The sequence below is a fragment of the Streptomyces sp. EDA2-14 genome, from assembly GCF_054963755.1.
The window spans coordinates 658,178-684,960 of the sequence record NZ_JBUEGE010000001.1; the positions used below are offsets into that span (position 1 = coordinate 658,178).

Below are 26,783 nucleotides of genomic sequence, written 5' to 3' on the forward strand. Positions count from 1 at the left end.
ACCGTGCCGGCCACCGCCCGCTCCGCGTGGTGCGACGTGCCGCGGCTCCAGGCCAAGCAGTTCGTGGCGCTCGCCCTCGACGAGGCGCCCCGGCTCGCCCGCGACATCCTCGCCGAGATCCAGCACGAATTCCCCCAACTGCCCGTCCTGGTCGACGAGTCGGGCGAGTCCATGGCCCTGATCGGCATCCGCCGCGCCGTCGAGGACTTCGTGCGCGGCTTCGCCGACGGGACCGCGGAGGGCCCGGCGGAGGGCCAGGCACCCGCGCTCTTCCAGGAGTTCGGACGCGGCCAGTCCCTGCACGGCCGCAACCTCGACTCGCTCCAGGCGATGTACCGGCTCGGCGTGAAGATGGCCTGGCGCCGCCTCGCCGACATCGGCCAGCGCCTGCGCATCCCGCCCCCGGCGATGTACGAACTCGCCGAGGCCGGGTACGAGTACCTCGACGGCCTCGTCGACCAGTCGGTCCGCGGCTACGCCGAGGCCGCCGCCCGGCAGGCGGGGGAGCGGCTGCGCCAGCAGCGCAAGCTGATGGACCTGCTCCTCGAAGGCAGGCCCGCCGTGCCCCGCGACCCCGTACAGGCGCTCACCGAACGCGCGGCCCGCGTCGGCTGGCCGGTGCCCGCGCACCTCGCCGTCGGCGTGCTGCTCCGCCCCGCCCGCGACGCCGTCGCCCCCGCCGTCGGGCCCGACGTCCTCCTCGACATGGAGCCGGAGCGCCCCCGGCTCGTACTGTCCGAACCCGACGCCGCGGGCCGCGCCGACCTGCTGCGCCGCGCCCTGTCCGGCTGGACCGGCGCGATCGGACCGGCCGTCGCCCCCTCCGACGCGGCGAAGTCGCTGCGGTGGGCGGAGGCCGCGGTCGCCCTCATGGAGCGTGGGCTGCTGCCCGCCGCCGAGGTGGTGCACTGCACCCAGCACACCCAGGCCCTCGTCCTGCTCCAGCCCGAGGAACTCGTCGACGACCTCGCGCGGCGCGCCCTCGAACCCCTCACCCGGTGCGGTCCCACGCACGCGCGCCGCCTCGCCGAGACCCTGCTCGCCTGGCTGGAGACCCGCGGCGGCGCCCCCGAGGTCGCGGCCCGGCTCGGCGTCCACCCGCAGACCGTCCGCTACCGGCTGCGCCAGATCCGCGAGCTGTGGGGCGACGAGGTCGACGACCCGGACCGCCGCTTCGAACTGGAACTGGTCCTGCGGGCCCGGCGTCTTCGAGGGGAGCTGGGCCCTGTGTAGACCGTGTACAGGGCACCGGAACGCCCATTGCCCGGTCAATGTCCCTGTGTTTAGCCTATGTTCGCGATACCGATCGTCTGTTGAAATATCGAACATAGGGAGGGGTCGGTTGTGGGACGCCTCGTACCAGCCGTGACTCGGGCTCTGGACATCCTGGAGCTGTTCCTGGACGGGGACGGCACGCTGTCCGCCCCCGACATCGTCCGCAAGCTACAGCTTCCCCGGACCACGGTCCATGAGCTGGTCACCACGCTCGCCGCCCGCCAGTACATCGTGCAGATCCCCGGCCAGCCCGGCCGCTACCGCCTCGGCGTGCGCCCCTACCAGCTCGGCAGCCGCTACGCCGAGCAGCTCGACCTCGCCGCCGAGGGCCAGCACGTCGCCCGCGACGTCGCGGAGACCTGCGACGAGACCGTCCACGTGGCGATCCTCGAAGGCACCGACGTCATCTACATCGCCAAGGTCGACTCCACGCACGCCGTGCGCATGGTCTCGGCGGCGGGCCGCCGCCTGCCCGCGCACTGCACGTCGGTCGGCAAGATGCTGCTCGCGTCGCTGCCCGAGGCCGAGCTGACCGCGCGGATACCCGACAACGCCGACCTCGTCGCCATGACCGAGAACTCGATCACCGAGCCCGCGGCCCTGCGCGCGCACCTGGAGGAGGTGCGCGAGCGCGGCGTCGCCGTGGAGAGCCGCGAGTCGAACACGGACGTGTCGTGCGTCGCCGCGCCCGTGCGCGACCGCACCAACCGGGTCGTCGCCGCGCTCTCCATCTCCGTTCCGATGATCCGCTGGAGCGACGCGCGCGAGGAGGAGCTGGCCGGGCTCGCCGCGAAGGGCGCCGCCGACCTCTCCGAGCGCCTCGGCCACCGGGGGGTGGCCCGATGACGCTCCGCATCGAGGAGGCCGTGCGGGCCTCGGCGGAACTGGGCGAGGGCCCGACCTGGGATCCGGCGACGGGCCGCGTGATCTGGGTGGACATCCTGGGCTCCCGCGTGCACACCTACGATCCGGCGAGTGGCCACCGCACCGTCCTCGCCACCGAACAGCACGTGGGCGCCGCCAAACCGCGCGTCGGCGGCGGCCTGGTCGTCAACCTCCGCGACGGCGTGGGGACGTACGACCCCGACGGCACCTTCGCGTGGCTGCACCGCGAGCCCGTCCCCGGCCGGCGCGGCAACGACGCGGCGGTGGCCCCCGACGGCGCGCTCTGGGCGGGTGCGATGCCGTACGACGACACACCCGGCGGCGGCAATCTGATCCGTGTCGCGGCCGACGGCCCGGTGACCGAGGTCCTCGACGACGTCACGATCTCCAACGGCACCGGCTGGAGCCCCGACGGCTCACTCATGTACTACGTGGACACGCCGACGGGCCGCGTCGACGTCTTCGACGTGGACGGCGAACGGGTCTTCAACAGGCGGGAGTTGGCGACCGTCGAGGACGGCGCCGGATCACCCGACGGGCTCACCGTCGACGCCGAGGGCTGCGTGTGGGTGGCCCTGTGGGACGGGGCGGCCGTGCGCCGCTACACGCCCGAGGGGAAGCTCGACCGGGTGCTCCCGCTGCCGGTGCGCCGCCCCACGGCCTGCGCCTTCGGCGGTCCCGACCTCAAGGACCTGTACGTGTCGACGGCACGGGTCGGCCTGGAGCACCCGGAGCCGCTCGCGGGCTCGCTCCTGGTGGTGCCGGGGATCGGTCAGGGGCTGGCCCAACCGGCCTTCCGCGGCTGAGAGTTCGCTGCCGCACCACTCGTCCCATGCGGGGCGTACGACGTTCGCGTCGTACGCCCCGCACGTTTTTCCACGGGTTTCCGCGTGACCCATTGACGCGCAAGCGCTTCGATTTTACGGTCCGTTCGAAGTTACGGGCGACATTCGAAATTTCGGACAAGGGAGGGGCCGGTTGTGGGACGACCTGGCCTGAACCGCAGGCACATCATCGCCGGAATCGGCGGGTTGACGGTCGCGGGAAGCCTGGGATTCGCGGCCGTGGGCACGGGCGCCGACGCGCTCGCCTCGGGGGCGGACACCCGCGTGCGCTACTGGAACCTCTTCAGCGGCGGCGACGGGTACAACATGATCGCGATGCTGGACGCCTTCCGTAAGGAGCATCCGGACATCGACGTGAAGGACTCCACGCTCCAGTGGGGCAATCCGTACTACACGAAGCTCGCGATGGCCGCCTCCGGCAACCGGGCCCCGGACCTCGCCGTGATGCACCTCGGCCGGGTCACCGGCTTCTCGCCCGGCCGTCTCCTCGACCCCTGGGACGTCGGACTGCTCGCCAAGTACGGCGTGAAGGAGGCCGACTTCAACCCCGAGCTGTGGAAGCGCGCGGTGATCGACGGCAAGCTCTACGCGCTGCCGCTCGACATCCACGTACAGCTCTGCTTCTACCGGCACGACGTGCTGAAGAAGGCGGACCTGCTCGACGCCGACGGCCGGATGCTCCCGGTCACGTCGACCGACGAGTGGTTCGCCATGCTGAAGCAGGCCAAGAAGGCGCAGCGGAAGGGGCTGCAGACGCTCGGTCTGCACGTCAACGACCTCAACGTCCAGTGGTGGATGTTCGTCGCCTTCTACACCCAGCTCGGCGGCACCTGGTTCGACGACGCCAACACCGAGGTCACCTTCGACACCGGCAAGGCCGCACAGGTACTGGAGTTCCTGCGCAAGCACGTCACCGACGGCTACTCCGTGTCCGGCGCCGCCGACGCCGAACAGTTCGTCAACGGCGCCCCGTTCACCTGGGAGGGCAACTGGTCGGTGCCCGTCTTCGACGGCGCCAAGGTGAAGTACGGGGCGACCCCGCTGCCGCCCGTCTTCGGCAAGCAGCTCACCCACGCAGAGTCGCACTCCTTCGTCCTGCCCCACCAGGCGGAGCGCGGCGGCGCCGCCAACGAGGCCGCCCACCGGCTCGCCGCGTACGTCGTCCAGCACGCCCAGAAGTGGGCGCTCGGCGGACACATCCCCGCGTACACGCCGACCCTGTCCTCGGCCGCGTACAAGAGGATGCGGCCGCAGAACGAGTACGTGTCCGCCATGAACCACCAGGCCACCGAGCCGAAGGTGTGGTTCGCGGGCTCCACCGGGCTGCTCGCCCAGCGCACCGGGCCCGTCGTGATGTCCTCGACGGCCGGCTCCAGCAGACCGGAGGCCGCGGCCCGGCGCATCAAGGGCGCGCTGACCCATCTCCTCGAGTCCAAGAACCCGATGGACGGCAAGACCGCCGCGCAGGGAGGTGTGGTCGCATGACGACGACCAGTGCCGAGACCGTACTCGCCCCGGCGCCCGTGCGGGCGGCCACGGGCAGCGCGACCGTCCGCCGCAAGCAGGGCTTCCAGCACGGGGGCTGGTTCGTCGCCCCCTTCCTGGTCATCTTCGCCCTCTTCGTGATCTGGCCCCTGATCCGCGGCCTGTACCTCTCCTTCACCGACGCCAACATCTCCGGTGAGGGCGCCGACTTCATCGGCATCGACAACTACCGCGAGGCCCTGCACGACTCGATGATGTGGGACTCGCTCGGCCACAGCGCGTATTTCACGCTCCTGGTCGTGCCCTGCATCACCGTCCTGGCGTTCCTGCTCGCGATGCTGGCGCACCACATCGAGCGCGGGAAGTGGCTGTGGCGGCTCTGCTTCTTCCTGCCGTTCCTGCTGCCGTCGACGGTCGCGGGCAACCTGTGGCAGTGGCTGTTCAACCCCGGTACGGGCATGGTCAATTACGTCTTCGGGATCGACACGCCCTGGCTGTCGGACAAGACCTACGCGATGCTCGCCGTCGTCATCTGCACCCTGTGGTGGACGGCAGGGTTCAGCTTCCTGCTCTACCTGGCCGCGCTCCAGGGCATCCCCGCCCACCTCTACGAGGCCGCCAAGCTCGACGGCGCGAACGCCTGGCACCGGATGGTCCACATCACGCTGCCGATGCTCCGCAACATCACGGGCCTCGTCGTCGCCCTGCAGATCCTCGCCTCGCTCCAGGTCTTCGACCAGGCCGTCGTGATGATGGACTTCGGGCCAGGGCCCGAGGACAGCACCCGCACCTTCGTGCAGTTCACCCTCGAAGAGGGCTTCACCGCCTACCGCGTGGGCTACGCCTCCGCGGTCTCCATCATCTTCTTCGTGATCATCGCGGCCGTCGCCCTCGCGCGGATGTGGCTGCTGCGCAACCGTGAGGAGGGCGCGCGATGAGCAGCGCTGTCGTTCGGGTACGTCGCCGCAGGGCGTGGACACCCAGCCAGATCGTGCTCACGCTGCTCGGCGTGGCCGTCGCGGCGGTCTTCCTCGCGCCGCTCGTCTGGGCCCTGTTCACCTCGCTGAAGTCGGAGACCGAGGCGGTCGAGGTGCCGCCGCACTGGCTGCCGAAGAACTGGACGGGGCAGGCCTGGTCGGCGCTGTGGGAGACCGGGAACATCACCAACTGGTTCGTGAACTCGGTGGTGGTGTCGGTGTGCGTGACGGCCGTCGTGCTGTTCGTCGCGGCGCTCGCCGGGTACGGGTTCGCGCGCACGGAGTTCCGGGGCAAGGCCGTGCTCATGGGCGTGGTGATGGCCGGCCTGATGATCTCGCCTGCCGTGCTCGGTGTGCCGCTGTTCACCACGGTGCAGCAGATGGGGATGGTCGACACGTACTGGGGCATGATCCTGCCGCAGTGCGCGCCCGCCGCGATGGTCTACATCCTCTACAAGTTCTTCCAGGGCATCCCGCGGGAGCTGGAGGAGGCGGCGTTCATCGACGGTGCGGGCCGCTGGCGGGTCTTCTTCACGATCGTCGTGCCGCTGTCCCGCCCCTCGCTCGCGGCGGTCGGCATCTTCACCTTCATCAGCTCGTGGAACAACTTCCTGTGGCCGTACATGGTCACCAACAACCCCGACCTGATGACCATGCCGAACGGCATCGCGACCGTCATGAACTCCTACGGCATCCAGTGGGCCCAGCTGATGGCCGGCGGCCTGATGGCGGGCCTCCCCCTGATCGTCGTCTTCGTCTTCTTCCAGCGGCAGATCGTGGCGGGCGTGGCCCATACGGGATTGGCGGGACAGTGACCGCACGAAGAGCGCCCGTGGCGGACACGGGCGACCCCCGGGCCCCCGACATCTCGTACCGGGACGGCACGTACTGGCTGTACCAGGCCGTCTCGTCCCGGTGCACGAACCCCCGCAACCCCCGCACCCCCGCAAGGAAAGGCACCCATTGAGCACCGCACGCTTCACCCTCGACCCCGCCTTCACCGTCGCCAAGGTCAACCCCCGGCTGTTCGGCTCGTTCGTGGAGCACCTCGGCCGCTGCGTCTACACCGGCATCTACGAGCCGGGCCACGAGCACGCCGACGAGTCGGGTCTGCGCACCGATGTCCTGGAACTGGTAAGGGAGTTGGGGGTGACGGCCATCCGTTACCCCGGCGGCAACTTCGTCTCCGGCTACAAGTGGGAGGACTCGGTCGGTCCCGTCGAGGACCGCCCGGCCCGCCTCGACCTGGCCTGGCGCACCACGGAGCCGAACCGCTTCGGCCTCTCCGAGTACATCGCCTTCCTCCGCAAGCTCGGCCCGCAGGCCGAGCCGATGATGGCGCTGAACCTGGGCACGCGCGGCGTGGCCGAGGCGATAGAGCTCCAGGAGTACGCGAACCACCCGGCCGGGACCGCCCTGTCCGACCTCCGCGTCGAGCACGGCGACAAGGACCCCTTCGGTATCCGCCTGTGGTGCCTCGGCAACGAGATGGACGGCCCCTGGCAGACCGGCCACAAGACGGCCGAGGAGTACGGGCGGATCGCGGCGGAGACGGCGCGCGCGATGCGCCAGATCGACCCGGACGTGGAGCTGGTCGCGTGCGGCAGCTCGGGCCAGTCGATGCCGACGTTCGCCGAGTGGGAGGCGACGGTCCTCCAGGAGACGTACGACCTCGTCGACCACATCTCCCTGCACGCCTACTACGAGGAGCACGACGGCGACCGGGACTCCTTCCTCGCCTCGGCCGTCGACATGGAGTCGTTCATCGAGAACGTGGTGGCGACCTGCGACCACGTCGGCGCGCGGCTCAAGTCGGAGAAGAAGATCAACCTCTCCTTCGACGAGTGGAACGTCTGGTACATGTCGCGCTCCCAGTCCGAGGTCGCGGCCCTCGACTGGCCGGAGGCCCCGCGCCTCCTGGAGGACGTCTACTCGGTGACGGACGCCGTCGTCTTCGGCTCGCTGCTCATCGCGCTCCTGCGCCACGCGGACCGTGTGACGGTGGCGTGCCTCGCCCAGCTCGTCAACGTCATCGCCCCGATCATGACCGAGCCGGGCGGCCCGGCCTGGCGGCAGACGACGTTCTACCCGTTCGCCGCGGCGTCGAAGTACGGCCGCGGCGAGGTCCTCGACGTCCGCGTCTCCGGTCCCACGTACGACACCCGGCGCCACGGCACGGCCGACCTGCTGCACGCGACGGCGGTCCGCGCGGAGGACGGCACGGTCACCGTCTTCGCGGTGAACCGCGACCAGACGCGGCCCCTGCCCCTCGAAGTGGCACTGAACGGCCTGGACCTGTCCCGCGTGGTGGAACACACGGTCCTCGCGGACGCCGACCCGGACGCCCGCAACACCCTCACGGACCCGGAACGCGTGGTCCCGCACACGGCGACCGGCACCGCACTGGCGAACGGCACACTCACGACCGACCTCGAACCCCTGTCGTGGAACGTGATCCGCCTGGCCTGACGCAAGGAGCCGTCTCCGCGGCTACACCCTGGAGCCCGCCTCCGGCACCTTCTCCTCCGTGTCGGCGGCGGGCGCCTGCGAGCCCGTCACCAGCAGGGAACGGCTCCGCCGCCCCCGCACCGTGACCGTCACCCCCGCCGCCGCGAATGCCGCGCAGACCAGCAGTAGGGGGGTGCCCGAGACGCCCCACATGGCCAGGCCCGAGCCGGCGAGGAGGGTCACCAGGGCCCAGCGGAGGGCCGGGCCGGAGATGCGGGTCGACATCAGGGCCCCGCCCACCACGCCCGGGATCGCACCGATCAGCAGCGCCCCCGCCATGCCGAAGGCGACATCGCCGAAGAGGACGTGGCCGAGGGCCGCCGCCGCGACGACCGGGATGGCCTGCACGAGGTCCGTGCCGACCAGGTGGTTCGCCTTGAGCCTCGGGTGCGCCAGCATCAGCATCACGATGATCAGCGAGCCGGAGCCGACCGACGTCATGCCGACGATGAAGCCGCCGAGCAGGCCGATCGCCAGCGTCGCCAGCGGGCGGACCGCCACCTCCGCGTCCTCCGCCTCGTCGGCCCCCGTGCCGCGCCGCGAGTCCAGCCACATGCGGGCCAGCATCCCGACGACCGCGAGGACGAGCGCGCCCCCGATGACGTACTTCACCCGCTCCTGAAGCTGATCCCCGTCGCCGAGGAGCTGGAGTGTCAGCGCGCCGAGGACGGCCGCGGGCATCGCCGTCGGCAGCAGCCAGCGCACGATGTCCCAGCGCACGGTGCCGGCCTTCTGGTGCACCGCCGCGCCGAACGGCTTCATGAAGACGGAGGTGGCGAGGTCGCTGCCGATCGCGGCCGTCGGGTTCACGCCGAACAGCATCACCATGATCGGCGTCATCAGCGCGCCGCCGCCCATGCCGGTGAGGCCCACGGCCACGCCGACGAGCGCGCCCGCGACGACTATCGCCCAGGAGAAGTCCATGCGAGCGACTGTACGCACCATCCCTATGGGAAAGGTAGGGAAGATCGGTGGATCCCAGATGCTGGAAGATCCACCGGAAAACCGAGGTGATCCGGGGTGATCCGGCGCACCGCGCGCCGCCCCCGTCCACCACAATGTGCGCATGAGGATCTCCGCCCGCGCCGACTACGCCGTACGTGCCTGCCTGGAACTCGCCGTCCACTCCGAGGGGGACGGAGCGCCGATCAAGGCCGAGGCCGTCGCCGCGGCCCAGGAGATTCCGCACAAGTTCCTGGAGGGGATCCTCAGCGATCTGCGCCGCGGCTGCATCGTCGTCAGCAAGCGGGGCGGCAACGGCGGCTATCTGCTGGCCCGGCCCGCCACCGAGATCACCGTCGCCGATGTCGTACGCGCCGTGGAGGGCCCCATCGTCTCGGTGCGCGGTGAGCGGCCCAACGCGCTCAGTTACACCGGTCCCGCCGAGCCGCTGCTCCCGCTGTGGGTGGCGCTGCGGGCCAATGTGCGCAAGATCCTGGAGGGCGTCACGCTCGCCGATCTCGCGCACGACCGGCTGCCGGAGCCGGTGAAGGAGCTGGCCGAGGATCCGGCCGCCTGGCGCAATCCGTAACCCGTAACCCGTAAAGACGTCACGCCCCCGTGGTCCGCACCAGCCTGTCCACCGCCGCCGTGCCCGAGCTGTAGGTGGTCCCTCCGCCCAGCCCGGGCACGGCGGCTCCCCTCCCGCTCCCCATGAGCGACTCCAGACCGGCCACCAGGCGCAGGACGTCCGGCCGGGGTCGCACCACGAGGCGCAGGAAGCTGCTGGACGAGCCGATCTTGTTGCCGCACTCGCGCACCAGGACGCCGTGCTCGGCGAGCAGCCGGTCGCGGACCGCCACGCCGTCGACTCCGTCCGGCAGGCGCACGTAGAGGAAGTTGCCCTGTGAGGGGTGGACGGTCAGGGGGCGCAGGCGGGCCAGGTGCAGGCGCATGTCCTGGCGGTCGCGGCACACCTGGCGCAGGCTCTCGGCGTACTCCCGGCGGTGGTCGCGGAGCATGAAGACGACCGTCTCGGCGAAGGCGTTCAGGTTCCATTTCGGCAGGGCGGCCCGCAGTTTCCCGGCGAGGGCCGGGTTGGCGACGAGGTAGCCGAAGCGCACCCCGTGCAGGCCGAAGTTCTTGCCGAGGCTGCGCAGCACGATCACGTTCGGCCGCAGCACCGCCTCCTGGACGAGGCTCGGGTCCTGGCCGCCCTCCGCGTCGGCGAAGTCGAGGAAGGACTCGTCGATCACGACCAGGTCGAGGTGGCGCAGCTCGTCCACGAGCGTGAGCAGGGCCCGGCGCGGCAGGAGACCGCCGTCGGGGTTGTTCGGATTGCAGACGACGGCGACCCGCGAGCCGCGCGCGTGGAGGAACTCCGCGTACGCCGCCGGGTCGAGCGCGAAGCCGTCCCGCTCGGGCAGCGGGAACATGTCGACCCGCTTGCCCGTCTCCATCGGCTGGTCCGTCCACCGCCCGAACGTCGGCACCGGCACGGCCAGGGACTCGCGGACCAGCAGGTGGTCGATCCAGGTGATGAGTTCGGTCGAGCCGTTGCCCATCGCCACGGTCTGCGGGTTGAGGCCGAGGACCTGGCACAGCTCGGCGGTGATGTGCTCGGCGCCGCTCGGGTAGTACGTCAGGATCTCGTGCAGCCGGCCCCGCAGCGCGTCCAGCATCGCCGGGGTGGGGAAGTAGGGGTTGCACGGGATGCAGAAGTCGACGACCCCGCCACTGCCGCCGCCCGCCCCGGCCCGCGTCAGCTGGCCGTACGAGGGGGAGTGGGCGCTCGCGCCCTGGAACAGCGAGACGACGCTTCCGGTCATCACATGCCTCCGCCCGTATCCGTGGTGGCGTGTCATACGGATACGGGCGGGGCGCTGTTCAACGAGAGGTGGTCAGGTGGTTCCAGGGGAGGTACTCAGGTGGTTCGAGGTTCGACGAGAGGGCTCAGGTGCCGAACGAGTGCACCGTCGTCGTCCGGTACGTCTCGCCGGGCCGCAGCACCGTCGACGGGAACTTCGGCTGGTTCGGGGAGTCCGGGAAGTGCTGGGTCTCCAGGGCCAGTCCGTCGCCCTGCCGGTAGGTGCGCCCCGACTGGCCGACGAGGGTGCCGTCGAGGAAGTTGCCCGAGTAGAACTGCAGGCCCGGCTGGTCCGTGGCGATCTTCAGGCTGCGGCCCGAGGCCGGATCGCGCAGCGTCGCCACGAGGACGGGCTTGGCGGTGATGCCCTTGTCCATGACCCAGTTGTGGTCGAAGCCCTTGGCGAGGATCTGCTGCGGGTGGGCCGCGCGGATGTCGCGGCCGATGGGCTTCGCCTTGCGGAAGTCGAACGGGGTGCCCGCGACCTTCGCCAGCTCGCCGGTCGGGATGAGGCCCGCGTCGGTGGGCGTGTAGCGGGACGCGGCGAGCGTCAGCTCGTGGTCGTAGATCGTGCCGCTGCCCTCGCCCGCGAGGTTGTAGTACGTGTGGTTGGTGAGGTTCACGACCGTCGCCTTGTCGGTCGTCGCCTCGTAGTCGATCCGCCAGTCGCCCCGCGCGGTCAGCGTGTACGTGACCTTCGTCTTCAGCGTGCCGGGGTAGCCCATCTCGCCGTCGACGGACGTGTAGTGCATGTGCAGGCCGACGTCGGAGCCGGAGGTGAACGGCTCGATGTCCCACACCCGCGTGTTGAAGCCCTTGGCGCCGCCGTGCAGCGAGTTCTCGCCGTCGTTCACGGAGACCTGGTACGCCTTGCCGTCGAGGGTGAACTTCCCCTTGGCGATGCGGTTGCCGTAGCGGCCGATGGTGGCGCCGAAGAACGTGTCGCCCGCGACGTACTCCTCGATGGTGTCGTAGCCGAGGGAGACGTTCGCGTAGCGGCCGCGGCGGTCCGGGAGTTCGAGCGACTGGACGATGCCGCCGTAGTTGAGGACCTTCAGGCGGGTGCCGCCGTTCTCCAGCGACCAGCGGTAGATCTTGGTGCCGTCGGCGAGCTTGCCGAAGGGCTCCTTCACGGGCTTCCTGCTTCCCGACGCGTTGGCGGAGGTGCTTCCCGACGCGTGTGCCGTGCCGCCGAGCGCGGTGGCTGCGACACCGGCCGCCGCGGCGGAGGCCATGACCGTACGTCTGCTCAGTTCCATCTGTGCGGCTCCTGAAGTGAGATGCGAAACCGAAACTACGAACCGGACTTGCGCTTGTTCCACACGTCGAAGCCGACCGCGGCGAGCAGGGCCAGGCCCTTGATCACCGACTGCCAGTCGGAGCCGACGCCGAGCAGGTTCATGCCGTTGTTCAGCACGCCGAGGACGAGACCGCCGATGATCGCGCCGAGGATGGTGCCGACGCCGCCGCTCATCGACGCACCGCCGATGAACGACGCGGCGATCGCCTCGAGTTCGAAGTTGAGACCCGCCTTCGGCGAGGCCGCGTTCAGCCGGGCGGCGACGACCAGACCCGCCAGGGCCGCGAGCACGCCCATGTTCAGGAAGACGTAGAAGGAGACCTTCTTGTCCTTCACACCGGAGAGCTTCGCCGCCGGCAGGTTGCCGCCGATCGCGTAGATGTGCCGGCCGAAGATCGAGTTGCGCATCACATAGCCGTAGCCGACGACCAGGGCGCCGAGGATGATCAACACGATCGGGGTGCCCTTGTAGCTGGCGAGCAGCAGCGTCACCGTCGCGATCGCCGCGACGATCGCGACCAGCTTCAGCACGAACAGGTTGAAGGGGACCACGTCGAGCGAGAATTCGCGCTGCCGGCGCCGGTCGCGCAGCTCCTGCCAGACCACCGCGGCGGCGAGCAGGACACCGAGCAGCAGCGTGAGGTTGTGGTAGTTCGTGTTCGGGCCGACCTGCGGCAGGAAGCCGTTGCCGATCTTCTGCAGTCCGTCCGGGAACGGGCCGAGCGTCTGCCCCTTGAGCAGGATCTCGGTGAGCCCGCGCCACACCAGCATGCCCGCCAGCGTGACGATGAACGACGGTATGCCGCCGTACGCGATGAGCCAGCCCTGGATGGAACCGGCGATGCCGCCCATCACCAGGCAGAGGATGACGGCGACGGGCCAGGAGATGTCGTGGCTGACCGTGAGGACCGCCGCCATCGAGCCGACGAACGCCGTCAACGAGCCGACGGACAGGTCGATATGGCCCGCGATGATCACCAGCATCATGCCGATCGCGAGGATCAGGATGTAGCTGTTCTGCAGCACCAGGTTGGAGACGTTGCGCGGCAGGATCAGGTCGCCGTTGGTCCACACGGCGAAGACGGCGACCAGCAGGCCGAGCGCGATCAGCATCCCGTACTGGCGCATATTGCGGCGCATGCCGTCGACGACCAGCTGGAGCAGACCGCCCCCGGCCGTCCCGCCCTCCTTGCGCGGCGGCGGTGGCGGCGCGGCCGCCGGGATCTTGTCCGTCACGTTGGTGCTCATCGCGCTACCTCTTTGTCCTTCGTCATCAGGCGCATCAGCGATTCCTGCGTCGCCTCGGCGCGCGGCACCTCGCCGGTCAGGCGGCCCGCGGCCATCGTGTAGATGCGGTCGCACATGCCGAGCAGCTCGGGCAGCTCGGAGGAGATGAAGACGACCGCTTTGCCCTCGGCGGCCAGCTTGTCGATGACCGTGTAGATCTCGTACTTGGCGCCGACATCGATGCCACGCGTCGGCTCGTCGAGAATCAGCACGTCGGGACCCGCGAAGATCCACTTGCTGAGGACGACCTTCTGCTGGTTGCCGCCCGACAGCTTCCCCGCCGGTTCGAAGACCGTCGGGGCCTTGATGTTCATCGACTTGCGGTAGCCCTCGGCGACCTGCCGCTCCTCGTGCTCGTCGACGACCCCGCGCTTCGCGACCTTGTTCAGGGCGCTCATCGTGATGTTGCGGCCGATGGTGTCGATGAGGTTGAGGCCGTAGTGCTTGCGGTCCTCGGTGACGTACGCGATCCCGTGGCCGACCGCGTCGGAGACGTGCCGCGTACTGATCTCCGTGCCGTCCTTCAGGACCACGCCGCCCGCATACCTGCCGTACGTACGCCCGAAGACGTTCATCGCCAGTTCGGTGCGGCCCGCGCCCATGAGACCCGCGATGCCGACGATCTCGCCGCGGCGGACGGTGAGCGAGACGTCGTCGACGACCTTGCGCTCGCGGTCGATGGGGTGGCGCACCGTCCAGTTGCGGATCTCCATGGCCGGCGCCGCGCCCGCCTCCGGGTGGTGCGGGGTGCGGTCGGGGAAACGGTTGTCCAGGTCACGGCCGACCATGCCGGAGATGATCCGGTCCTCGGTGGTCTCCGGAGCCCGCACATCGAGGGTCTCGACGGTGCGCCCGTCGCGCAGGATCGTCACCGAGTCGGCGACCTTGCGGATCTCGTTCAGCTTGTGCGAGATGATGATCGAGGTGATGCCCTGGTCCTTCAGCTCCAGGATCAGATCGAGGAGCGTGTCCGAGTCCTCGTCGTTCAGGGAGGCCGTCGGCTCGTCCAGGATCAGCAGCTTCACCTCCTTGGCGAGCGCCTTCGCGATCTCCACGAGCTGCTGCTTGCCCACGCCGATGTCGGCGACGCGGGTGTTGGGATTCTCGTTCAGGCCCACCCGGCGCAGCTGGCGCGTGGCGTGGCCGAGTGTCTCGTGCCAGTTGATGAAACCGCGGCTCGCGTGCTCGTTGCCGAGGAACATGTTCTCGGCGATCGACAGGAACGGCACGAGCGCCAGCTCCTGGTGGATGATGACGATGCCGCGCGCCTCACTGGCGTTGATGTCCTTGAACTCGCAGTGCTCCCCGTCGAAGAGGATGTCCCCTTCGTAACTTCCGTGCGGGTGGACGCCGGAGAGCACCTTCATGAGGGTGGACTTTCCGGCGCCGTTCTCCCCGCAGATGGCGTGGACCTCGCCGGGACGGACGCTGAGTGAGACGTCCGACAGCGCCTTGACGCCGGGGAAGGTCTTGACGATCGAGCGCATTTCCAGGACGGGTCCCGCCATGGTCGTGCCCTTCTTACTAGGTACTGGTGAGCGAAGACGGTCTGCTGGTCCGGCGGCCGGACTACTTCAGGCCCAGGTCGGACTTGGTGTAGTAGCCGCTGTCGACCAGCGTCTTCTCGTAGTTGGTCTTGTCGACGCTGACCGGCGTGAGCAGGTACGACGGGACGACCTTGGCACCGTTGTCATAGGTCTTGGTGTCGTTGACCTTCGGCTTCTTGTCGTTGAGCACGTCGTCGACCATGTCCACCGAGACCTCGGCGAGCTTGCGGGTGTCCTTGTAGACGGTCGCGTACTGCTGGCCCGCGATGATCGACTTCACCGAGGCGACCTCGGCGTCCTGACCGGAGACCACCGGCAGCGGCTTGGCCTTCGTGCCGTAGTCGTCGGACTTCAGCGCGGAGAGGATGCCGATGGAGATGCCGTCGTACGGCGAGAGCACCGCGTCGACCTTGTCGCTCTTGTAGGTCGAGGTGAGGATGTCGTCCATGCGCTTCTGCGCGGTGGCGCCGTCCCAGCGCAGCGTCGTGACCTGGTTGAGCTTGGTCTGACCGGACTTGACGACCAGCTGCTTCTTGTCGATGTACGGCTTGAGCACCGACATCGCGCCGTTGAAGAAGTACTTGGTGTTGTTGTCGTCGTTGGAACCGGCGAACAGCTCCAGGTTGAACGGGCCCTTCTTGCCGCTGTCGAGGCCCAGCTTCTTGACGAGGGCGCCGGCCTGCAGCTCGCCGACCTTCTCGTTGTCGAACGTCGCGTAGTAGTCGACGTTCTTCGAGTCCAGGATCAGGCGGTCGTACGCGATCACCGGGATGTTCGCGTCCTTCGCCTCCTGGAGCACGTTGGTGAGCGACTTGTTGTCGATCGAGGCGATGATCAGCGCCGAGACGCCCTGGGTGATCATGTTCTCGATCTGCGAGACCTGCTGGTCGGGGTCGTCCTCCCCGAACGCCAGCTTGGTCTTGTACCCCTTCGCCTTCAGCGACTTCACGACGTTGTTGCCGTCGGCGATCCACCGCTCGGAGGACTTGGTCGGCATGGCGATGCCGACGGTGGAGCCCTTCGCGCTCTTCTTCTCGTCCTTGCTGCCGCCTTCGCTGTTCTGTCCGCAGGCGGACAGGGTGAGCGCGAGGGAGGCGGACGCGGCTATCGCGGTGAGAACGGCTCGACGGTTTCGCATGATCATCATCCTTGATGTGTGAGGCACAAGTGCGAGGTGGTGCTCGGCGGAGCTGGGTGGTGCCCGGCGGTGCTCGGTGATGCTGGACGGTGCTCGGCGGTGCTCGGTGCTGCTTGGTGGCGCGAAGTCCCTTGTGCGGCCCGGTGGTTGACCGGAGTGGAGATGCGTTGGATTCTGCGCGGCCCTGTCCACTTCTGGGAAGTTGCGTGCCCGGAACGTTATTCGCCCGTGTCGAAGCGGCTCAGTGCTCCGGGGAGCCGCGAGCCCAGCGGCGACATCCCGCCGTCGGCCCCGTGCCGCGCCAGCAGGTCGAGCGCGAGCCGGCCCCGGCGCACCCGCTCGCGGGCGGTGTCGAGGGTGACGTCGCGCAGCTGGGCCCCGTACGGGTAGATGGCCGGCGCCTTCGCCAGGCCGAACTTCAGGTACAACGGGGCGCCGCGGCGCACCAGTTCGGCGATCTCGTACATCCGGACATAGCCGCCGAGGTCGTCGGGAGCCTCGACGTACATGTCCATGGGGGCGGCGGAGACCCGCCGGATCTCGGTCAGGTGCGCGAGCGTGAGGTCGCTCGGCACGTTCAGCGAGTCGGCCCCGAGCCGCTCGTACACGGCGTACGAGGCCGGGTTCACGGGCCCGACGAGGGCGGACACCTTGAGGGTCGTGTCGGCCGGGATGATGCCCCGGCTGCGCGCCCGGTGCAGCGTCCACAGCACGCCCTCGTCGGCGACGAGCAGGCACTTCACGCCCAGCTCGGTGGCGCGGACGGCGTCCTCGACGCAGCCGGCGACGGCGTCGTGTCCCCGGGCGCGCAGCCCCGCGCCGCCCGAGTCGGTGCGCACGGAGGCGCCGGTGTCCCAGGTGCCGCGCGGGCCGGTGAACAGGCAGAGCTCGATGTCGCGCTCGGCGGTCGCCTCGACCATCTCCACGATCTCGGTGTCCCGCAGCATCCAGATGCCGCTGCCCTGGCTGATCCGGTGGATGGGGACATCGAGCCGCGAGGACTCCTTGAGTACGGTGGCGACGGCCTCCGGCCCCTCGACGGACGGAATCTCGGTGCGCCAGGTGCCGCCGTCGGGGAAGGTGTGCGGGGAGGCGTCGGCGGGCTCGCGCTCGGGAGCGCCGAGCCCGAGCGCGGAGAGGGCGGGTTCGCCGGGACGGCGGGGTGAGTCGGTCACGGTGTTCCTTTTCTGGTTGTTCGACATTTCGGACGAGGTTCGGGTTTCTCGGTCCCCTGCGGCGGTTCGGGCTTCTCAGGCCCCGCGGCGGATTGGGCTTTTCAAGCCCTGCCGGCCGCCGAGGCCCGGGCTTCTCGGGCCTCCCGGCGGGTTGGGCTTTTCAAGCCCCGCCGGCGATTGAGGCGCGGGGTGCGGGGCGGCGCCCCGCGAACCCCCGGTGCCGCAGGACTCCCGTGGGGCTAGGGCCGCAACAGCACCTTGCCCACCGCAGGGTCCCCCGCCCCCACCCACTCGATCGCCTCGGCAAACCGCTCCAGCGGTACCTCGTGCGTCACGAGCGGCAGCGGATCGAGCAGCCCCGCCCCGAACATCCGCACCGCATGCGCCCAGGCATCCGGCGCGGCCCCGAACACCGTCCGCACCTCCAGCTGCCGCACCACGAGATCCGTCGGGTCGAGCCCCTCGGCCGCCCCGGCCGCCGGAATCCCGGTGAGCACGAGCCGCCCGCCCCGCCGCAGCATTCCCGCGGACGTCCGCGCGGCCGAGGCGGACCCGGCGGTCTCGATGACGACGTCGAGGTCGTCCGGCAACTCCTCGCTGCGCAGCCGGAAATCGGTGGCCCCGAACTGCCGCGACAGGGCCTCCCGGTCGTCCCGCGTACCGACCACCACCAGCTCCGCCGGGGACGCCGCCGCGAGGAACTGCACGGCGAACATCCCGAGCGTCCCGGTCCCGACCACCCCCACCCGCTCCCCGGGCCTCGCCTCCGCCTTGAGCGCGGCGGCGGCGATGCACGCGGCGGGTTCGAGCAGCGCGGCGGCGGTGAGATCGGCGGCGTCGGGCAGAACGTGCAGCAGCCGCGCGGGGAGCACCAGAGTCGTGGCCATGGCGCCCGGCTGGGTGAAGCCGGTCTCCTCGTACCCGTCGGTGCACAACGTCGTCTCACCGGCGTGGCACCGCTCGCACACCTGGCAGTTCCGGAAGCCCTCGCCGACGACCTTGCGCCCGGCCAGCGCCGCCGGCACCCCGGCGCCGACCGCGTCGACGACGCCGGACCACTCGTGTCCTGGTGTCAGGGGGTAACGGACGTAGCCCTCGGGCCGGTTGCCCTGGTACACCTCACGGTCGCTGCCGCAGATCCCGACCGCGTGCACACGGACCCGCGCCTCGCCGGGGCCCGGCTCGCCCGGCTCGTGCGCCACGACCCGGTGTCGCCCCGGCGCCTCGACGACGACGGCGCTGCTCACTTGGAGCCGCCCTTCGGGTCCCGCTTCTCCCAGCCCTCGGCCCACAGGTCGAACCGGGCCTGCTGCTGCGGGAACTCGGCCGCGGCGTCGACATCGAGCTCGACCCCGAGGCCCGGCTCGTGGGACAGCTCGAAGTAGCCGTCCACGACCTTCGGCGCGCCCTTCACGACCTTCTTGATCTCGGCGTCCGCGAAGTCGTTGAAGTGCTCCAGGATCTTGAAGTTCGGCGAGGTGAAGCCGACTTGGAGCGACGCCGCCGTCAGCACGGGTCCGCCCACGTTGTGCGGGGCGACCAGCATGTAGTGCGTCTCCGCCGTGGCGGCCAGCTTCCGCGTCTCCCAGATGCCGCCGATGTGGCCGACGTCCGGCTGCAGGATGTCGACCGCCTGGCTCTCGAACAGCTCCCGGAACTCGATCCGGTCGTGGATCCGCTCACCGGTCGCCACCGGCATCTCCACCTTCGCGGCCACCTTCTCCAGCGCCTTGAGGTTCTCCGGCGGCACCGGCTCCTCCAGCCACGCGGGCTTGAAGGGCGCGAGGTCCTTTGCCAGCCGGACGGCGGTCGAGGGCGAGAACCGGCCGTGCATCTCCAGCATCAGCTCGGCGTCGGGCCCGATGGCGTCGCGCACGGCCTCGATCAACGACACCGCGTACAGCGACTGTTCGTGGTCCAGCTCGAAGTGCCCGGTGCCGAACGGGTCGATCTTCAGCGCCTTGTACCCGCGCTCCATGACCGCCTGCGCGGCCTTGTGGTACGCCTCCGGGGTGCGCTCGGTGGTGTACCAGCCGTTCGCGTACGCCTTGACCTTGTCGGTCACCTTGCCGCCGAGCAGCTGCCACACGGGAACGCCGAGGGCCTTGCCCTTGATGTCCCAGCAGGCCATCTCGATCACGGCGATGCCGGACATGACGATCTCACCGGCCCGGCCGTAGTCGCCGTACTTCATCCGTCGTACGAGGTCCTCGACGGCGAACGGGTCGGAGCCGAGAATGTGGTTGGCCTCGGCCTCGTGCAAGTACCCGATGAGCGCGTCGGTGTGGCCCAGCATCCGGGTCTCGCCGACACCTGTGAGTCCTTCGTCGGTGTGCACCTGTACGTAGGTCAGGTTCCGCCACGGAGTCCCGACCACATGTGTGCTGATTCCCGTGATCCGCAAGGCAGTTGCCCCCAGTGCTGTTCGAAATTTCGTCATGCGTTCGAAATGCTGGCGTGACAGTAAGTCCGGCCCCACGGGGTGTCAATGGGTCTGTGCACGTCGAAGCGAACGGTCCGCATGGGTCGGCCACCGGTCGTCCGACGTCGCGTTCCGTACAGAAGATTCACAGCATGGACTTTTTCCGGCACCGGCCCTGCGCCTAGCCTCCGTTGGTCATGGACGACTACTGCCATCCGTGCCGCAGGCATCTCAACGGCGCGCTTGCGTGCCCCGGTTGCGGCACCCCGGTCGAAGCCGTGCGTACCTACGGGGAGTGGATCGCCGCGCAGGAAGCGGCGGTCGAGGAGGGGGCGGGCCGGAAGGCCGAGCCGGTACGGACGCTCGGCAGACGTCGCTCGCACCGCTCGGCGCGCCCCCGGCGCAGGGGTCGCGTCCTGCTCGTCACGGCGGGCCTCGCGCTCGTCGCGGGCGGCGTCGGGATCGGCGTCGGCCGGTCCGGCGGGGATCCCGCGGGCGACTCCCGCGCCCGCGCGGCTCCGGGTGCGTCCGTCACTCCCACGGAGGGCGCGGCCACCGCGTCCCGGTCCGCCACGGCCGAGCGCTCCACCCCACCCGCGTCCCGCGCCTCGCGCACGTCGTCGGCCCCGGCCGCGACGCCGTCGCGGCCGGAGCGCACTCGGAGCCCCGCCCCGCAGGACGCCGCGGCGACGCACCGGACGACGCCCACCCCGGCCACGTCGAAGCCCCACCGCACCGAGAGCTCCCGCCCGACGGCCTCGGCCTCCCGCTCGTCGTCCGCCACGCCGACCGCCGAGCCGACCCCGTCGGCCACGTGCGAGCGCTTTCTGTGGTGGTGCACGTAGGGCCGGTGCGCGTGGAGCCGGGGCTCAGGCCGTCCCGGCGTCGGCCCCGAGCATCCGCCGCAGCAGGCCCCGGAACGCCACCCGCTCCTCCTGCGACAGGCCCGCCAGCGGCTCCCGCGCGAAGTCGAGCGACTCGCGCAGGGCCCGCGCGATCCGCCGCCCCTCCGTGGTGACGGCAGCCACCTTCACCCGCCGGTCGCCCGGCGCGGGCCGCCGCTCCACGAGGTCCCGGCTCTCCAGCCGGTCCACGATCCCCGTCACGTTCGACGGCTCGCACTTCAGCCGCTGCGCCACCTGCCGCATCGGCAGCGGCTCCAGGGACAGCAGTCCGAGCACCCGTGCCTGCGCCCCGGTGAGCCCGTGCCGCGACGCGGCCTCCTCGTACTCCTGGTGGTAGCGCGCGACGACCTCCCCGATCAGCTCGACGACCTCGAGCGTGAGGGGGTCCGTGCGGGGGGTACTCGGTGCGGCCATGTCTCCCAGCGTACCCAGTTGCTTGACATCATGAAATATTCAGGAGCATTGTTGTTTCAGGTACTGAAGTATTTTTCGCATGCTTCGGCCACGTGCTTCCGCCCCCTCGACAAAGGATCAGCGCATGACCGCCGACACCCCCCAGATTCCCGCCACCGGCCGCGAGTGGGTCCTGCTCAGCCGCCCCGTCGGCTGGCCCAAGCCCGAGGACTTCGAGCTGCGCGAGGCCCCGGTGACCGAGCCGGGCCCCGGCCAGGTCCTGGTCAAGAACCTGTACTCCTCCGTGGACCCGTACATGCGCGGCCGGATGAGCGCCGCGAAGTCGTACGTCGCCCCGTACGAGCTGGGCAAGGCCATGCAGGGCGGCGCCGTGGGCGTCGTCCTGGCCTCGAACGACGAGGGCGTGGCCGTCGGTGACCACGTGCTGCACTTCCTCGGCTGGCGCGAGTACGCGACGTTCGACGCGAAGCAGGCCGTGAAGGTCGACCCGGACGCCGCGCCCCTGTCCACGTACCTCGGCGTCCTCGGCATGACGGGCCTCACCGCGTACGCGGGCCTGCTGCGCACGCTCTCCTTCAAGGAGGGCGACAGCGTCTTCGTCTCCGGCGCGGCCGGCGCCGTCGGTGGCCAGGTCGGCCAGATCGCCAAGCTCAAGGGCGCCTCGCGGGTCATCGGCTCGGCGGGCTCCGACGAGAAGGTCAAGCTGCTCCTGGAGGAGTACGGCTTCGACGCCGCCTTCAACTACAAGACCGGCGACGTCCACACGCTCCTGAAGGAGGCCGCCCCCGACGGCGTCGACGCCTACTTCGACAACGTCGGCGGCGACCACCTCGAGGCGGCCATCGCGCGCCTGAACCGCGACGGCCGCATCGCCATCTGCGGCGCGATCTCCGTCTACAACAACACGGAGCCGGCCCCCGGCCCGCGCAACCTCTCGCGCCTCATCCAGACCCGCGGCCGCATCGAGGGCTTCCTCGTCGGCGACCACTACGACCTGCAGCCGCAGTTCGTGCAGGAGGTCGGCGCCTGGGTCCGCTCCGGCGAGCTGAAGTACCGCGAGACGTTCGTGGAGGGCATCGAGAACAACCTGGAGGCGTTCCTCGGGGTTCTGCGCGGCGACAACACCGGAAAGATGATCGTGAAGCTCTGAGCCTTCAGGGTCCGGCGGCTCTGCGATCCGGCGGGTCTGCGGGTGACGGGTGACCCCCGCCACACCCATTGATTCCATGATTCGGTAACCTCGTTCCGCAAAACGAAAGATTCATACGCGCGAACGAGGGAGCCGGTCATGGCCATCACGCAGTCCGACGTCGTCTACACCGCCACCGCCACCGCGGAGAACGGCCGCGACGGCCGCGTCTCCACCAGCGACGGCAAGCTCGACCTCGTCGTCAACCCGCCGAAGGAGCAGGGCGGTTCCGGCGAGGGCACCAACCCCGAGCAGCTCTTCGCTGCCGGTTACAGCGCCTGCTTCCAGGGCGCGCTCGCCGTCGTCGCCCGCCAGGAGGGCGCCGACGTCTCCGGCTCGACCGTCACCGCCAACGTCGGCATCGGCAAGAACGACGACGGCTTCGGCATCATCGTCGAGATCTCCGCCGCCATCCCGAACGTGGACGCGGCCACCGCCAAGTCCCTGGTCGAGAAGGCCCACCAGGTCTGCCCGTACTCCAAGGCGACCCGCGGCAACATCACGGTCACGCTCTCCGTCTGAGCTTGGTCCGCCGCCGGGCCCGTCCCGTAGGGTTGCGCCATGCGTGATCTCGGGGCGGGCTTCGGCTACTTGTTGAAGGGGCAGCGTTGGGTTGCCCAGCACGGAAAGCAGTACGGCTGGAGCCTGCTGCCAGGGCTGATCACCCTCGTCCTGTACGCGGCGGCCCTGGTCTGCCTCGGTGTCTGGGGCGGCGACTTCATCTCCTGGTCCACCCCGTTCGCCGACGACTGGACGTCCCCCTGGCAGGGGCTGTTCCGCGGCTTCCTCACGGCGGTGCTCTTCGCCCTCGCCCTGCTCCTCGCTGTGCTCACGTTCACCGCGGTGACCCTGCTGATCGGACAGCCCTTCTACGAGTCGCTGTCGGAGGAGGTCGACCGCGTCGAGAGCGGCGGCCACGCGCCGGAGTCCGGCCTCTCGCTCTGGCGCGAGCTGTGGATCTCGGCCCGCGACAGCCTGCGCATCCTGGTCCGGGCGGCACTGTGGGGCATCCTCCTCTTCGCGCTCGGCTTCCTCCCCTTCGTCGGCCAGACCGTCGTCCCGGTCCTCGGCTTCTTCGTCACCGGCTTCTTCCTCACGGAGGAGCTTGCGGCGGTGGCCTGGCAGCGCCGCAACCGCCAACTCCGCGAGCGCCTCGCCCTGTTGCGCTCCCGCAAGGGCCTCGCCTGGGGCTTCGGCGCGCCCCTCGCCGTCGCGTTCCTGGTGCCGTTCGTCGCGGTGTTCCTGATGCCGGGGGCCGTCGCGGGCGCGACGCTCATGGTGCGCGAACTGGAGGGTGACCAGGGCGGTCAGGGCGACCGGAACGTGCAGGAGCCGACGCCCGCGCAGGCCCAGGGCTACCCGCAAGCTCAGGGCTACCCGCAGGCCCAGGGATACCCGCAGGCCCAGGGCTCCGCGCAGTGGCCGGGCCCGTACGGCCAGGGATGACCAACTAGCCTTCCGCGGCCAGCAGCTCCAGGAAGTCGCGCACCGCGCCCGGCATGTCCACGGCCTCCGGGTCGAGCAGCCACTGGTACTGCAGGCCGTCCAGCACGGCGACGAGCAGCGGCGCCGCCCGCTCCGGCGTGAGCCCGCCCGGCAGCCGCTCCCCGTACTCGGCGCGCAGCACCTCGGTCATCGACTCCCGTACGCCGGCGTAACGCCGGGTGAAGAACTCCCGCGCCGGATGCCCCTCGGTCACCGACTCGCCGAGCAGCGCCGAGAAGGTCTGCACGATCCCGGGCCGCATCGCGTTGTACTCGACCAGCGTGCCGAGCAGATCGAGCCGCCACTGGCTGCTCGGCACCGAGTCCCACTGGTCGCGCTCCTCCAGGACGGCGACGAGCAGCGCCTCCTTGGTGGGGAAGTGGTGCAGCAGCCCCTGCTGGGTCAGCCCCACGCGCTCGGCGACCGCCGCGAGGCTCGCGCCCCGGTACCCGCGCTCGGCGATGACCTCGAGCGTGGCCCGCAGGATCTCGGCCCGACGTTCCTCGCTCCTGGCGGTCCTGGTGCTGGTCATGCGGTCACCGTACGACACGAACCTGGCACCCCCACGCGCCATTGATAACGAGAAGATTACGAAACCTACCGCTCTACAGGTGGCGGGTGCAGCATGGAGGCGCTCAGACTTCGACGAGGAGGTGCCGGCATGGCGCGACAGACGGACGGCGGCAAGGAGCGGGCGGGAGGCGCGGGCAGCGCCGACCGGGCCCGCGAGGCGGCGGTCGAGGCCGCGCTCGGCAAGCTCGACCTCGACACCAAGGCCCGGCTGCTCGGCGGTCAGGACATGTGGTCGCTGCCGGCGGTCCCCGAGATCGGCCTGAAGTCCCTCGTCATGTCCGACGGCCCGATCGGCGTACGCGGAGTGCGCTGGAGCGCCGACGACCCGTCGATCGCCCTGCCGTCCCCGACCGCGCTCGGTGCCACCTGGGATCCGGCGCTCGCCCGCCGCGCCGGAGCACTGCTCGCCCAGGAGGCCCGCCGCAAGGGTGTCCACGTGCTGCTCGCGCCGACCGTGAACCTGCACCGCTCCCCGCTCGGCGGCCGCCACTTCGAGACGTACAGCGAGGACCCGTACCTCGCCGGGCTCATGGGCACCGGCTACGTCCAGGGCGTGCAGTCCGGCGGCGTCGGCACGACCATGAAGCACTACGTCGCGAACGACGCCGAGACGGACCGCTTCACGGTGAACAACCTGGTCTCCGAGCGGGCCCTGCGCGAGCTGTACCTGGCCCCCTTCGAGGCCATCACCCGCGACGCCCGCCCCTGGGGCGTCATGACCGCCTACAACTCGGTCAACGGCACCTCCATGACCGAGCACCGCCACCTCGTGAACGAGATCCTGCGCGGCGAGTGGGGCTTCGACGGCTTCAACGTCTCCGACTGGATGGCCGCCCGCTCGACCGTCGGCGACATCAAGGGCGGCCTGGACGTCGCGATGCCGGGACCGCAGACCGTGTACGGCTCGGCGCTGGTGGAGGCCGTCCGCTCCGGCGAGGTCGACGAGTCGGAGGTCGACGCCGCCGTGCGCAATGTGCTGCGGCTCGCCGCCCGCGTCGGAGCCCTGGAAGGCGCCGAACCCGTCGTCACCGAGCTCCCGGCGGAGGTCGACGGCGAGGCGCTGGCCCGCGAGATCGCCCACCGCGCCTTCGTCCTCGTACGCAACTCCGGTGTGCTGCCGCTGCGTCCGGACGCGCGGGTCGCCCTCATCGGGGCCGCCGCGCGCGACGCCCGCGTCCTCGGTGGCGGCTCCGCCACCGTCTTCCCGTCCCGGATCGTCTCGCCGCTCGACGGGCTGAGCGCCGCGCTGCCCTCCCTGACGTACAGCGTCGGCGCCGACCCCAGCGACGAACTCGCCGTCGCCGAAAAGGGGTTCACGCTCCGCGCCGTCTGCCGCGACGCCGACGGCACGGTCCTCGGCGAAGGCACGCTGCCGAACGGCCAGGTCCAGTGGCTGGGCGGCGACCTGCCCGCCGGTGTCACCCACGAGGCGCTGCACAGCATCGAGATCAAGGGCACCTTCACCCCGCGCGAGAGCGGCCACCACGCCTTCGGCACCCGCGGCCTCGGCTCCTTCGCCCTCACCGTCGACGGCACCGTCCTGTACGAGGGGGTGCAGGCCATGGGCGCCGAGTCCGACCCCTTCGAGGCGTTCTTCGGCGCCCCGGAGGAACGCGGCAGGGTATCCCTGACCGAGGGACAGCCGGTCGAGGTCTCGCTCCTCCACACCCTCGACAAGTCCCTCGCCATGCCGCTGCCCGCCGTGCTGTTCAGCCTCGTGCACCTCGAGCCGCGCCGGGATGCCGACACCCTGCTCGCCGAGGCCGTCGCCGCCGCGCGGGACGCCGAGGTCGCCGTCGTCGTGGTCGCCACGACGGAGCGCGTGGAGTCCGAGGGCTTCGACCGCTCCGACCTCCGCCTCCCCGGCCGCCAGGACGAGCTGGTGCGTGCGGTGGCCGCCGCCAATCCGAACACCGTCGTGGTCGTCAACTCCGGCTCCCCGGTGGAGCTGCCGTGGCGGGACGGCGTCGCCGCCGTGCTGCTGTCGTGGTTCCCCGGCCAGGAGGGCGGCGCCGCCCTCGCCGACGTACTCACCGGAGCCGAGGAACCGGGCGGCCGCCTCCCCACGACGTGGGGCTCGCTGGCCGACGCCCCGGTCACGCGCGTGACGCCGCAGAACGGCGAACTCCGCTACGACGAGGGCGTCTTCATCGGCTACCGCGCCTGGGAGAAGGCGGGCGCCGCACCCTCGTACCCCTTCGGCCACGGCCTCGGCTACACCGACTGGGCGTACGAGTCGATCGAGGTGCACGACACCACCGCGACGGTCCGCGTGCGCAACACGGGGGAGCGGACCGGGCGCGAGGTCGTCCAGGTCTACCTCTCTCCGGCCGAACCCGACGAGACGCGCCCGGCCCGCTGGCTCGCCGGCTTCGCGAGCGTGACGGCGGCGCCCGGCGAGAGTGTGTCGGCCACCATCGACCTCCCGCGCCGCTCCTTCGAAACCTGGGACGAGACCACACACATGTGGACCGCCGCACCCGGCCCGTACGAGCTGACAGCAGGCCGCTCCGTCACGGACATCCGCCTGTCAAGCCCCTGCGGCGATTGAGCAGTGGGGTCCGGGG

Annotated in this window: 24 protein-coding genes and 1 pseudogene; 13 read left to right on the plus strand and 12 right to left on the minus strand. The window is 70.4% G+C overall.

The genetic code is table 11. From position 1 onward, the window contains the following. Positions 1-3: 3 nt before the first annotated feature. The 7 genes from ACY34M_RS02850 to arfA all read left to right on the plus strand — a co-directional run bounded on the left by ACY34M_RS02850 (position 4) and on the right by arfA (position 7,936). Positions 4-1,233, plus strand: coding sequence for a helix-turn-helix domain-containing protein (locus tag ACY34M_RS02850; RefSeq protein WP_462717426.1), 1,230 nt, complete (start codon positions 4-6; stop codon positions 1,231-1,233). Between the two features lie 111 nt (positions 1,234-1,344). After that, complete coding sequence (locus ACY34M_RS02855) at positions 1,345-2,121, plus strand: IclR family transcriptional regulator (protein WP_462717427.1); 777 nt, start codon at positions 1,345-1,347, stop codon at positions 2,119-2,121. Further along, positions 2,118-2,966 (plus strand): SMP-30/gluconolactonase/LRE family protein, encoded by an 849-nt coding sequence (locus ACY34M_RS02860; RefSeq protein ID WP_462717428.1) that lies wholly within the window; start codon positions 2,118-2,120, stop codon positions 2,964-2,966. Before ACY34M_RS02855 ends, ACY34M_RS02860 begins: the two co-directional genes overlap by 4 nt. A 174-nt stretch (positions 2,967-3,140) precedes the next feature. Beyond that, the gene (locus ACY34M_RS02865; RefSeq protein ID WP_462717429.1) at positions 3,141-4,490 is read left to right on the plus strand and encodes an extracellular solute-binding protein; all 1,350 of its coding nucleotides are present in this window, start codon (positions 3,141-3,143) and stop codon (positions 4,488-4,490) included. Further along, positions 4,487-5,428 carry a carbohydrate ABC transporter permease gene (locus tag ACY34M_RS02870; protein ID WP_462717430.1) on the plus strand — a complete coding sequence of 314 codons (942 nt, stop codon included), beginning with the start codon at positions 4,487-4,489 and terminating at the stop codon, positions 5,426-5,428. The genes ACY34M_RS02865 and ACY34M_RS02870 overlap by 4 nt, the downstream gene beginning before the upstream one ends. After that, complete coding sequence (locus ACY34M_RS02875; RefSeq protein ID WP_462717431.1) at positions 5,425-6,282, plus strand: carbohydrate ABC transporter permease; 858 nt, start codon at positions 5,425-5,427, stop codon at positions 6,280-6,282. Before ACY34M_RS02870 ends, ACY34M_RS02875 begins: the two co-directional genes overlap by 4 nt. Positions 6,283-6,430: 148 nt before the next feature. Next, positions 6,431-7,936, plus strand: coding sequence for an arabinosylfuranosidase ArfA (arfA, locus tag ACY34M_RS02880; RefSeq protein ID WP_462717432.1), 1,506 nt, complete (start codon positions 6,431-6,433; stop codon positions 7,934-7,936). Between the two features lie 21 nt (positions 7,937-7,957). On the opposite strand, the gene ACY34M_RS02885 is transcribed toward arfA, so the two are convergent. Next, the gene (locus tag ACY34M_RS02885) at positions 7,958-8,899 is read right to left on the minus strand and encodes a sulfite exporter TauE/SafE family protein (RefSeq protein WP_462717433.1); all 942 of its coding nucleotides are present in this window, start codon (positions 8,897-8,899) and stop codon (positions 7,958-7,960) included. 142 nt (positions 8,900-9,041) lie between these two features. Here ACY34M_RS02885 and ACY34M_RS02890 point away from each other — a divergent pair, with 142 nt between their 5' ends. Beyond that, positions 9,042-9,506, plus strand: coding sequence for an RrF2 family transcriptional regulator (locus ACY34M_RS02890; protein WP_462717434.1), 465 nt, complete (start codon positions 9,042-9,044; stop codon positions 9,504-9,506). Positions 9,507-9,525: 19 nt separating this feature from the next. On the opposite strand, the gene ACY34M_RS02895 is transcribed toward ACY34M_RS02890, so the two are convergent. From ACY34M_RS02895 to ACY34M_RS02930, 8 genes are all read right to left on the minus strand, one after another. Next, positions 9,526-10,743 carry a pyridoxal phosphate-dependent aminotransferase gene (locus tag ACY34M_RS02895; protein ID WP_462717435.1) on the minus strand — a complete coding sequence of 406 codons (1,218 nt, stop codon included), beginning with the start codon at positions 10,741-10,743 and terminating at the stop codon, positions 9,526-9,528. A gap of 124 nt (positions 10,744-10,867) precedes the next feature. Beyond that, the gene (locus tag ACY34M_RS02900) at positions 10,868-12,040 is read right to left on the minus strand and encodes an aldose epimerase family protein (protein ID WP_462717436.1); all 1,173 of its coding nucleotides are present in this window, start codon (positions 12,038-12,040) and stop codon (positions 10,868-10,870) included. A 35-nt stretch (positions 12,041-12,075) separates the two neighbouring features. Further along, positions 12,076-13,329 carry a multiple monosaccharide ABC transporter permease gene (gene mmsB, locus ACY34M_RS02905; protein WP_462717437.1) on the minus strand — a complete coding sequence of 418 codons (1,254 nt, stop codon included), beginning with the start codon at positions 13,327-13,329 and terminating at the stop codon, positions 12,076-12,078. After that, complete coding sequence (gene mmsA, locus ACY34M_RS02910; protein WP_462717438.1) at positions 13,326-14,876, minus strand: multiple monosaccharide ABC transporter ATP-binding protein; 1,551 nt, start codon at positions 14,874-14,876, stop codon at positions 13,326-13,328. Before mmsA ends, mmsB begins: the two co-directional genes overlap by 4 nt. Before the next feature lie 61 nt (positions 14,877-14,937). After that, entirely contained in the window at positions 14,938-16,053 is a 1,116-nt protein-coding gene (gene chvE, locus ACY34M_RS02915; protein ID WP_462717439.1) for a multiple monosaccharide ABC transporter substrate-binding protein, read from the minus strand. A 218-nt stretch (positions 16,054-16,271) separates the two neighbouring features. Continuing rightward, positions 16,272-17,228: a hypothetical protein gene (locus ACY34M_RS02920; RefSeq protein WP_462717440.1), complete on the minus strand. Its 957-nt coding sequence runs from the start codon at positions 17,226-17,228 to the stop codon at positions 16,272-16,274. A 239-nt stretch (positions 17,229-17,467) separates the two neighbouring features. Next, positions 17,468-18,475: a zinc-dependent alcohol dehydrogenase gene (locus ACY34M_RS02925; RefSeq protein ID WP_462717441.1), complete on the minus strand. Its 1,008-nt coding sequence runs from the start codon at positions 18,473-18,475 to the stop codon at positions 17,468-17,470. Next, entirely contained in the window at positions 18,472-19,632 is a 1,161-nt protein-coding gene (locus ACY34M_RS02930; RefSeq protein WP_462717442.1) for a mandelate racemase/muconate lactonizing enzyme family protein, read from the minus strand. Before ACY34M_RS02930 ends, ACY34M_RS02925 begins: the two co-directional genes overlap by 4 nt. Before the next feature lie 215 nt (positions 19,633-19,847). Between ACY34M_RS02930 and ACY34M_RS02935 the strand changes: the two are divergent. After that, positions 19,848-19,925, plus strand: a pseudogene (locus ACY34M_RS02935) (SCO2400 family protein); the annotation flags it as partial. Between the two features lie 11 nt (positions 19,926-19,936). Here the strand turns inward: ACY34M_RS02935 and ACY34M_RS02940 are convergent. Beyond that, complete coding sequence (locus ACY34M_RS02940) at positions 19,937-20,491, minus strand: hypothetical protein (protein WP_462717734.1); 555 nt, start codon at positions 20,489-20,491, stop codon at positions 19,937-19,939. 28 nt (positions 20,492-20,519) lie between these two features. Then, positions 20,520-20,969, minus strand: a complete 450-nt coding sequence (locus ACY34M_RS02945) for a MarR family winged helix-turn-helix transcriptional regulator (protein ID WP_462717443.1) — start codon at positions 20,967-20,969, stop codon at positions 20,520-20,522. Between the two features lie 124 nt (positions 20,970-21,093). Here ACY34M_RS02945 and ACY34M_RS02950 point away from each other — a divergent pair, with 124 nt between their 5' ends. The 3 genes from ACY34M_RS02950 (at position 21,094) to ACY34M_RS02960 (ending at position 23,604) form a co-directional block, all read left to right on the plus strand. Continuing rightward, positions 21,094-22,119 (plus strand): NADP-dependent oxidoreductase, encoded by a 1,026-nt coding sequence (locus ACY34M_RS02950; protein WP_462717444.1) that lies wholly within the window; start codon positions 21,094-21,096, stop codon positions 22,117-22,119. 138 nt (positions 22,120-22,257) lie between these two features. Beyond that, the gene (locus ACY34M_RS02955) at positions 22,258-22,680 is read left to right on the plus strand and encodes an organic hydroperoxide resistance protein (protein WP_385756791.1); all 423 of its coding nucleotides are present in this window, start codon (positions 22,258-22,260) and stop codon (positions 22,678-22,680) included. Positions 22,681-22,719: 39 nt separating this feature from the next. Beyond that, positions 22,720-23,604, plus strand: a complete 885-nt coding sequence (locus tag ACY34M_RS02960) for an EI24 domain-containing protein (protein WP_462717445.1) — start codon at positions 22,720-22,722, stop codon at positions 23,602-23,604. 4 nt (positions 23,605-23,608) lie between these two features. Here the strand turns inward: ACY34M_RS02960 and ACY34M_RS02965 are convergent, their stop codons facing one another. Continuing rightward, the gene (locus ACY34M_RS02965; protein WP_462717446.1) at positions 23,609-24,193 is read right to left on the minus strand and encodes a TetR/AcrR family transcriptional regulator; all 585 of its coding nucleotides are present in this window, start codon (positions 24,191-24,193) and stop codon (positions 23,609-23,611) included. A gap of 111 nt (positions 24,194-24,304) precedes the next feature. Between ACY34M_RS02965 and ACY34M_RS02970 the strand changes: the two genes are divergently transcribed. Beyond that, the gene (locus ACY34M_RS02970; protein WP_462717447.1) at positions 24,305-26,767 is read left to right on the plus strand and encodes a beta-glucosidase; all 2,463 of its coding nucleotides are present in this window, start codon (positions 24,305-24,307) and stop codon (positions 26,765-26,767) included. Positions 26,768-26,783: the final 16 nt, after the last annotated feature.

Coding starts and splice junctions, on each gene's coding strand:
- ACY34M_RS02860 (WP_462717428.1), top strand. CDS start 2,118: ATGACGCTCCGCATCGAGGAGGCCGTGCGGGCCTCGGCGGAACTGGGC.
- ACY34M_RS02870 (WP_462717430.1), top strand. CDS start 4,487: ATGACGACGACCAGTGCCGAGACCGTACTCGCCCCGGCGCCCGTGCGG.
- ACY34M_RS02875 (WP_462717431.1), top strand. CDS start 5,425: ATGAGCAGCGCTGTCGTTCGGGTACGTCGCCGCAGGGCGTGGACACCC.
- ACY34M_RS02885 (WP_462717433.1), bottom strand. CDS start 8,899: ATGGACTTCTCCTGGGCGATAGTCGTCGCGGGCGCGCTCGTCGGCGTG.
- ACY34M_RS02890 (WP_462717434.1), top strand. CDS start 9,042: ATGAGGATCTCCGCCCGCGCCGACTACGCCGTACGTGCCTGCCTGGAA.
- ACY34M_RS02895 (WP_462717435.1), bottom strand. CDS start 10,743: ATGACCGGAAGCGTCGTCTCGCTGTTCCAGGGCGCGAGCGCCCACTCC.
- ACY34M_RS02900 (WP_462717436.1), bottom strand. CDS start 12,040: ATGGAACTGAGCAGACGTACGGTCATGGCCTCCGCCGCGGCGGCCGGT.
- mmsB (WP_462717437.1), bottom strand. CDS start 13,329: ATGAGCACCAACGTGACGGACAAGATCCCGGCGGCCGCGCCGCCACCG.
- mmsA (WP_462717438.1), bottom strand. CDS start 14,876: ATGGCGGGACCCGTCCTGGAAATGCGCTCGATCGTCAAGACCTTCCCC.
- chvE (WP_462717439.1), bottom strand. CDS start 16,053: ATGCGAAACCGTCGAGCCGTTCTCACCGCGATAGCCGCGTCCGCCTCC.
- ACY34M_RS02945 (WP_462717443.1), bottom strand. CDS start 20,969: ATGGCCGCACCGAGTACCCCCCGCACGGACCCCCTCACGCTCGAGGTC.
- ACY34M_RS02950 (WP_462717444.1), top strand. CDS start 21,094: ATGACCGCCGACACCCCCCAGATTCCCGCCACCGGCCGCGAGTGGGTC.
- ACY34M_RS02955 (WP_385756791.1), top strand. CDS start 22,258: ATGGCCATCACGCAGTCCGACGTCGTCTACACCGCCACCGCCACCGCG.
- ACY34M_RS02960 (WP_462717445.1), top strand. CDS start 22,720: ATGCGTGATCTCGGGGCGGGCTTCGGCTACTTGTTGAAGGGGCAGCGT.
- ACY34M_RS02970 (WP_462717447.1), top strand. CDS start 24,305: ATGGCGCGACAGACGGACGGCGGCAAGGAGCGGGCGGGAGGCGCGGGC.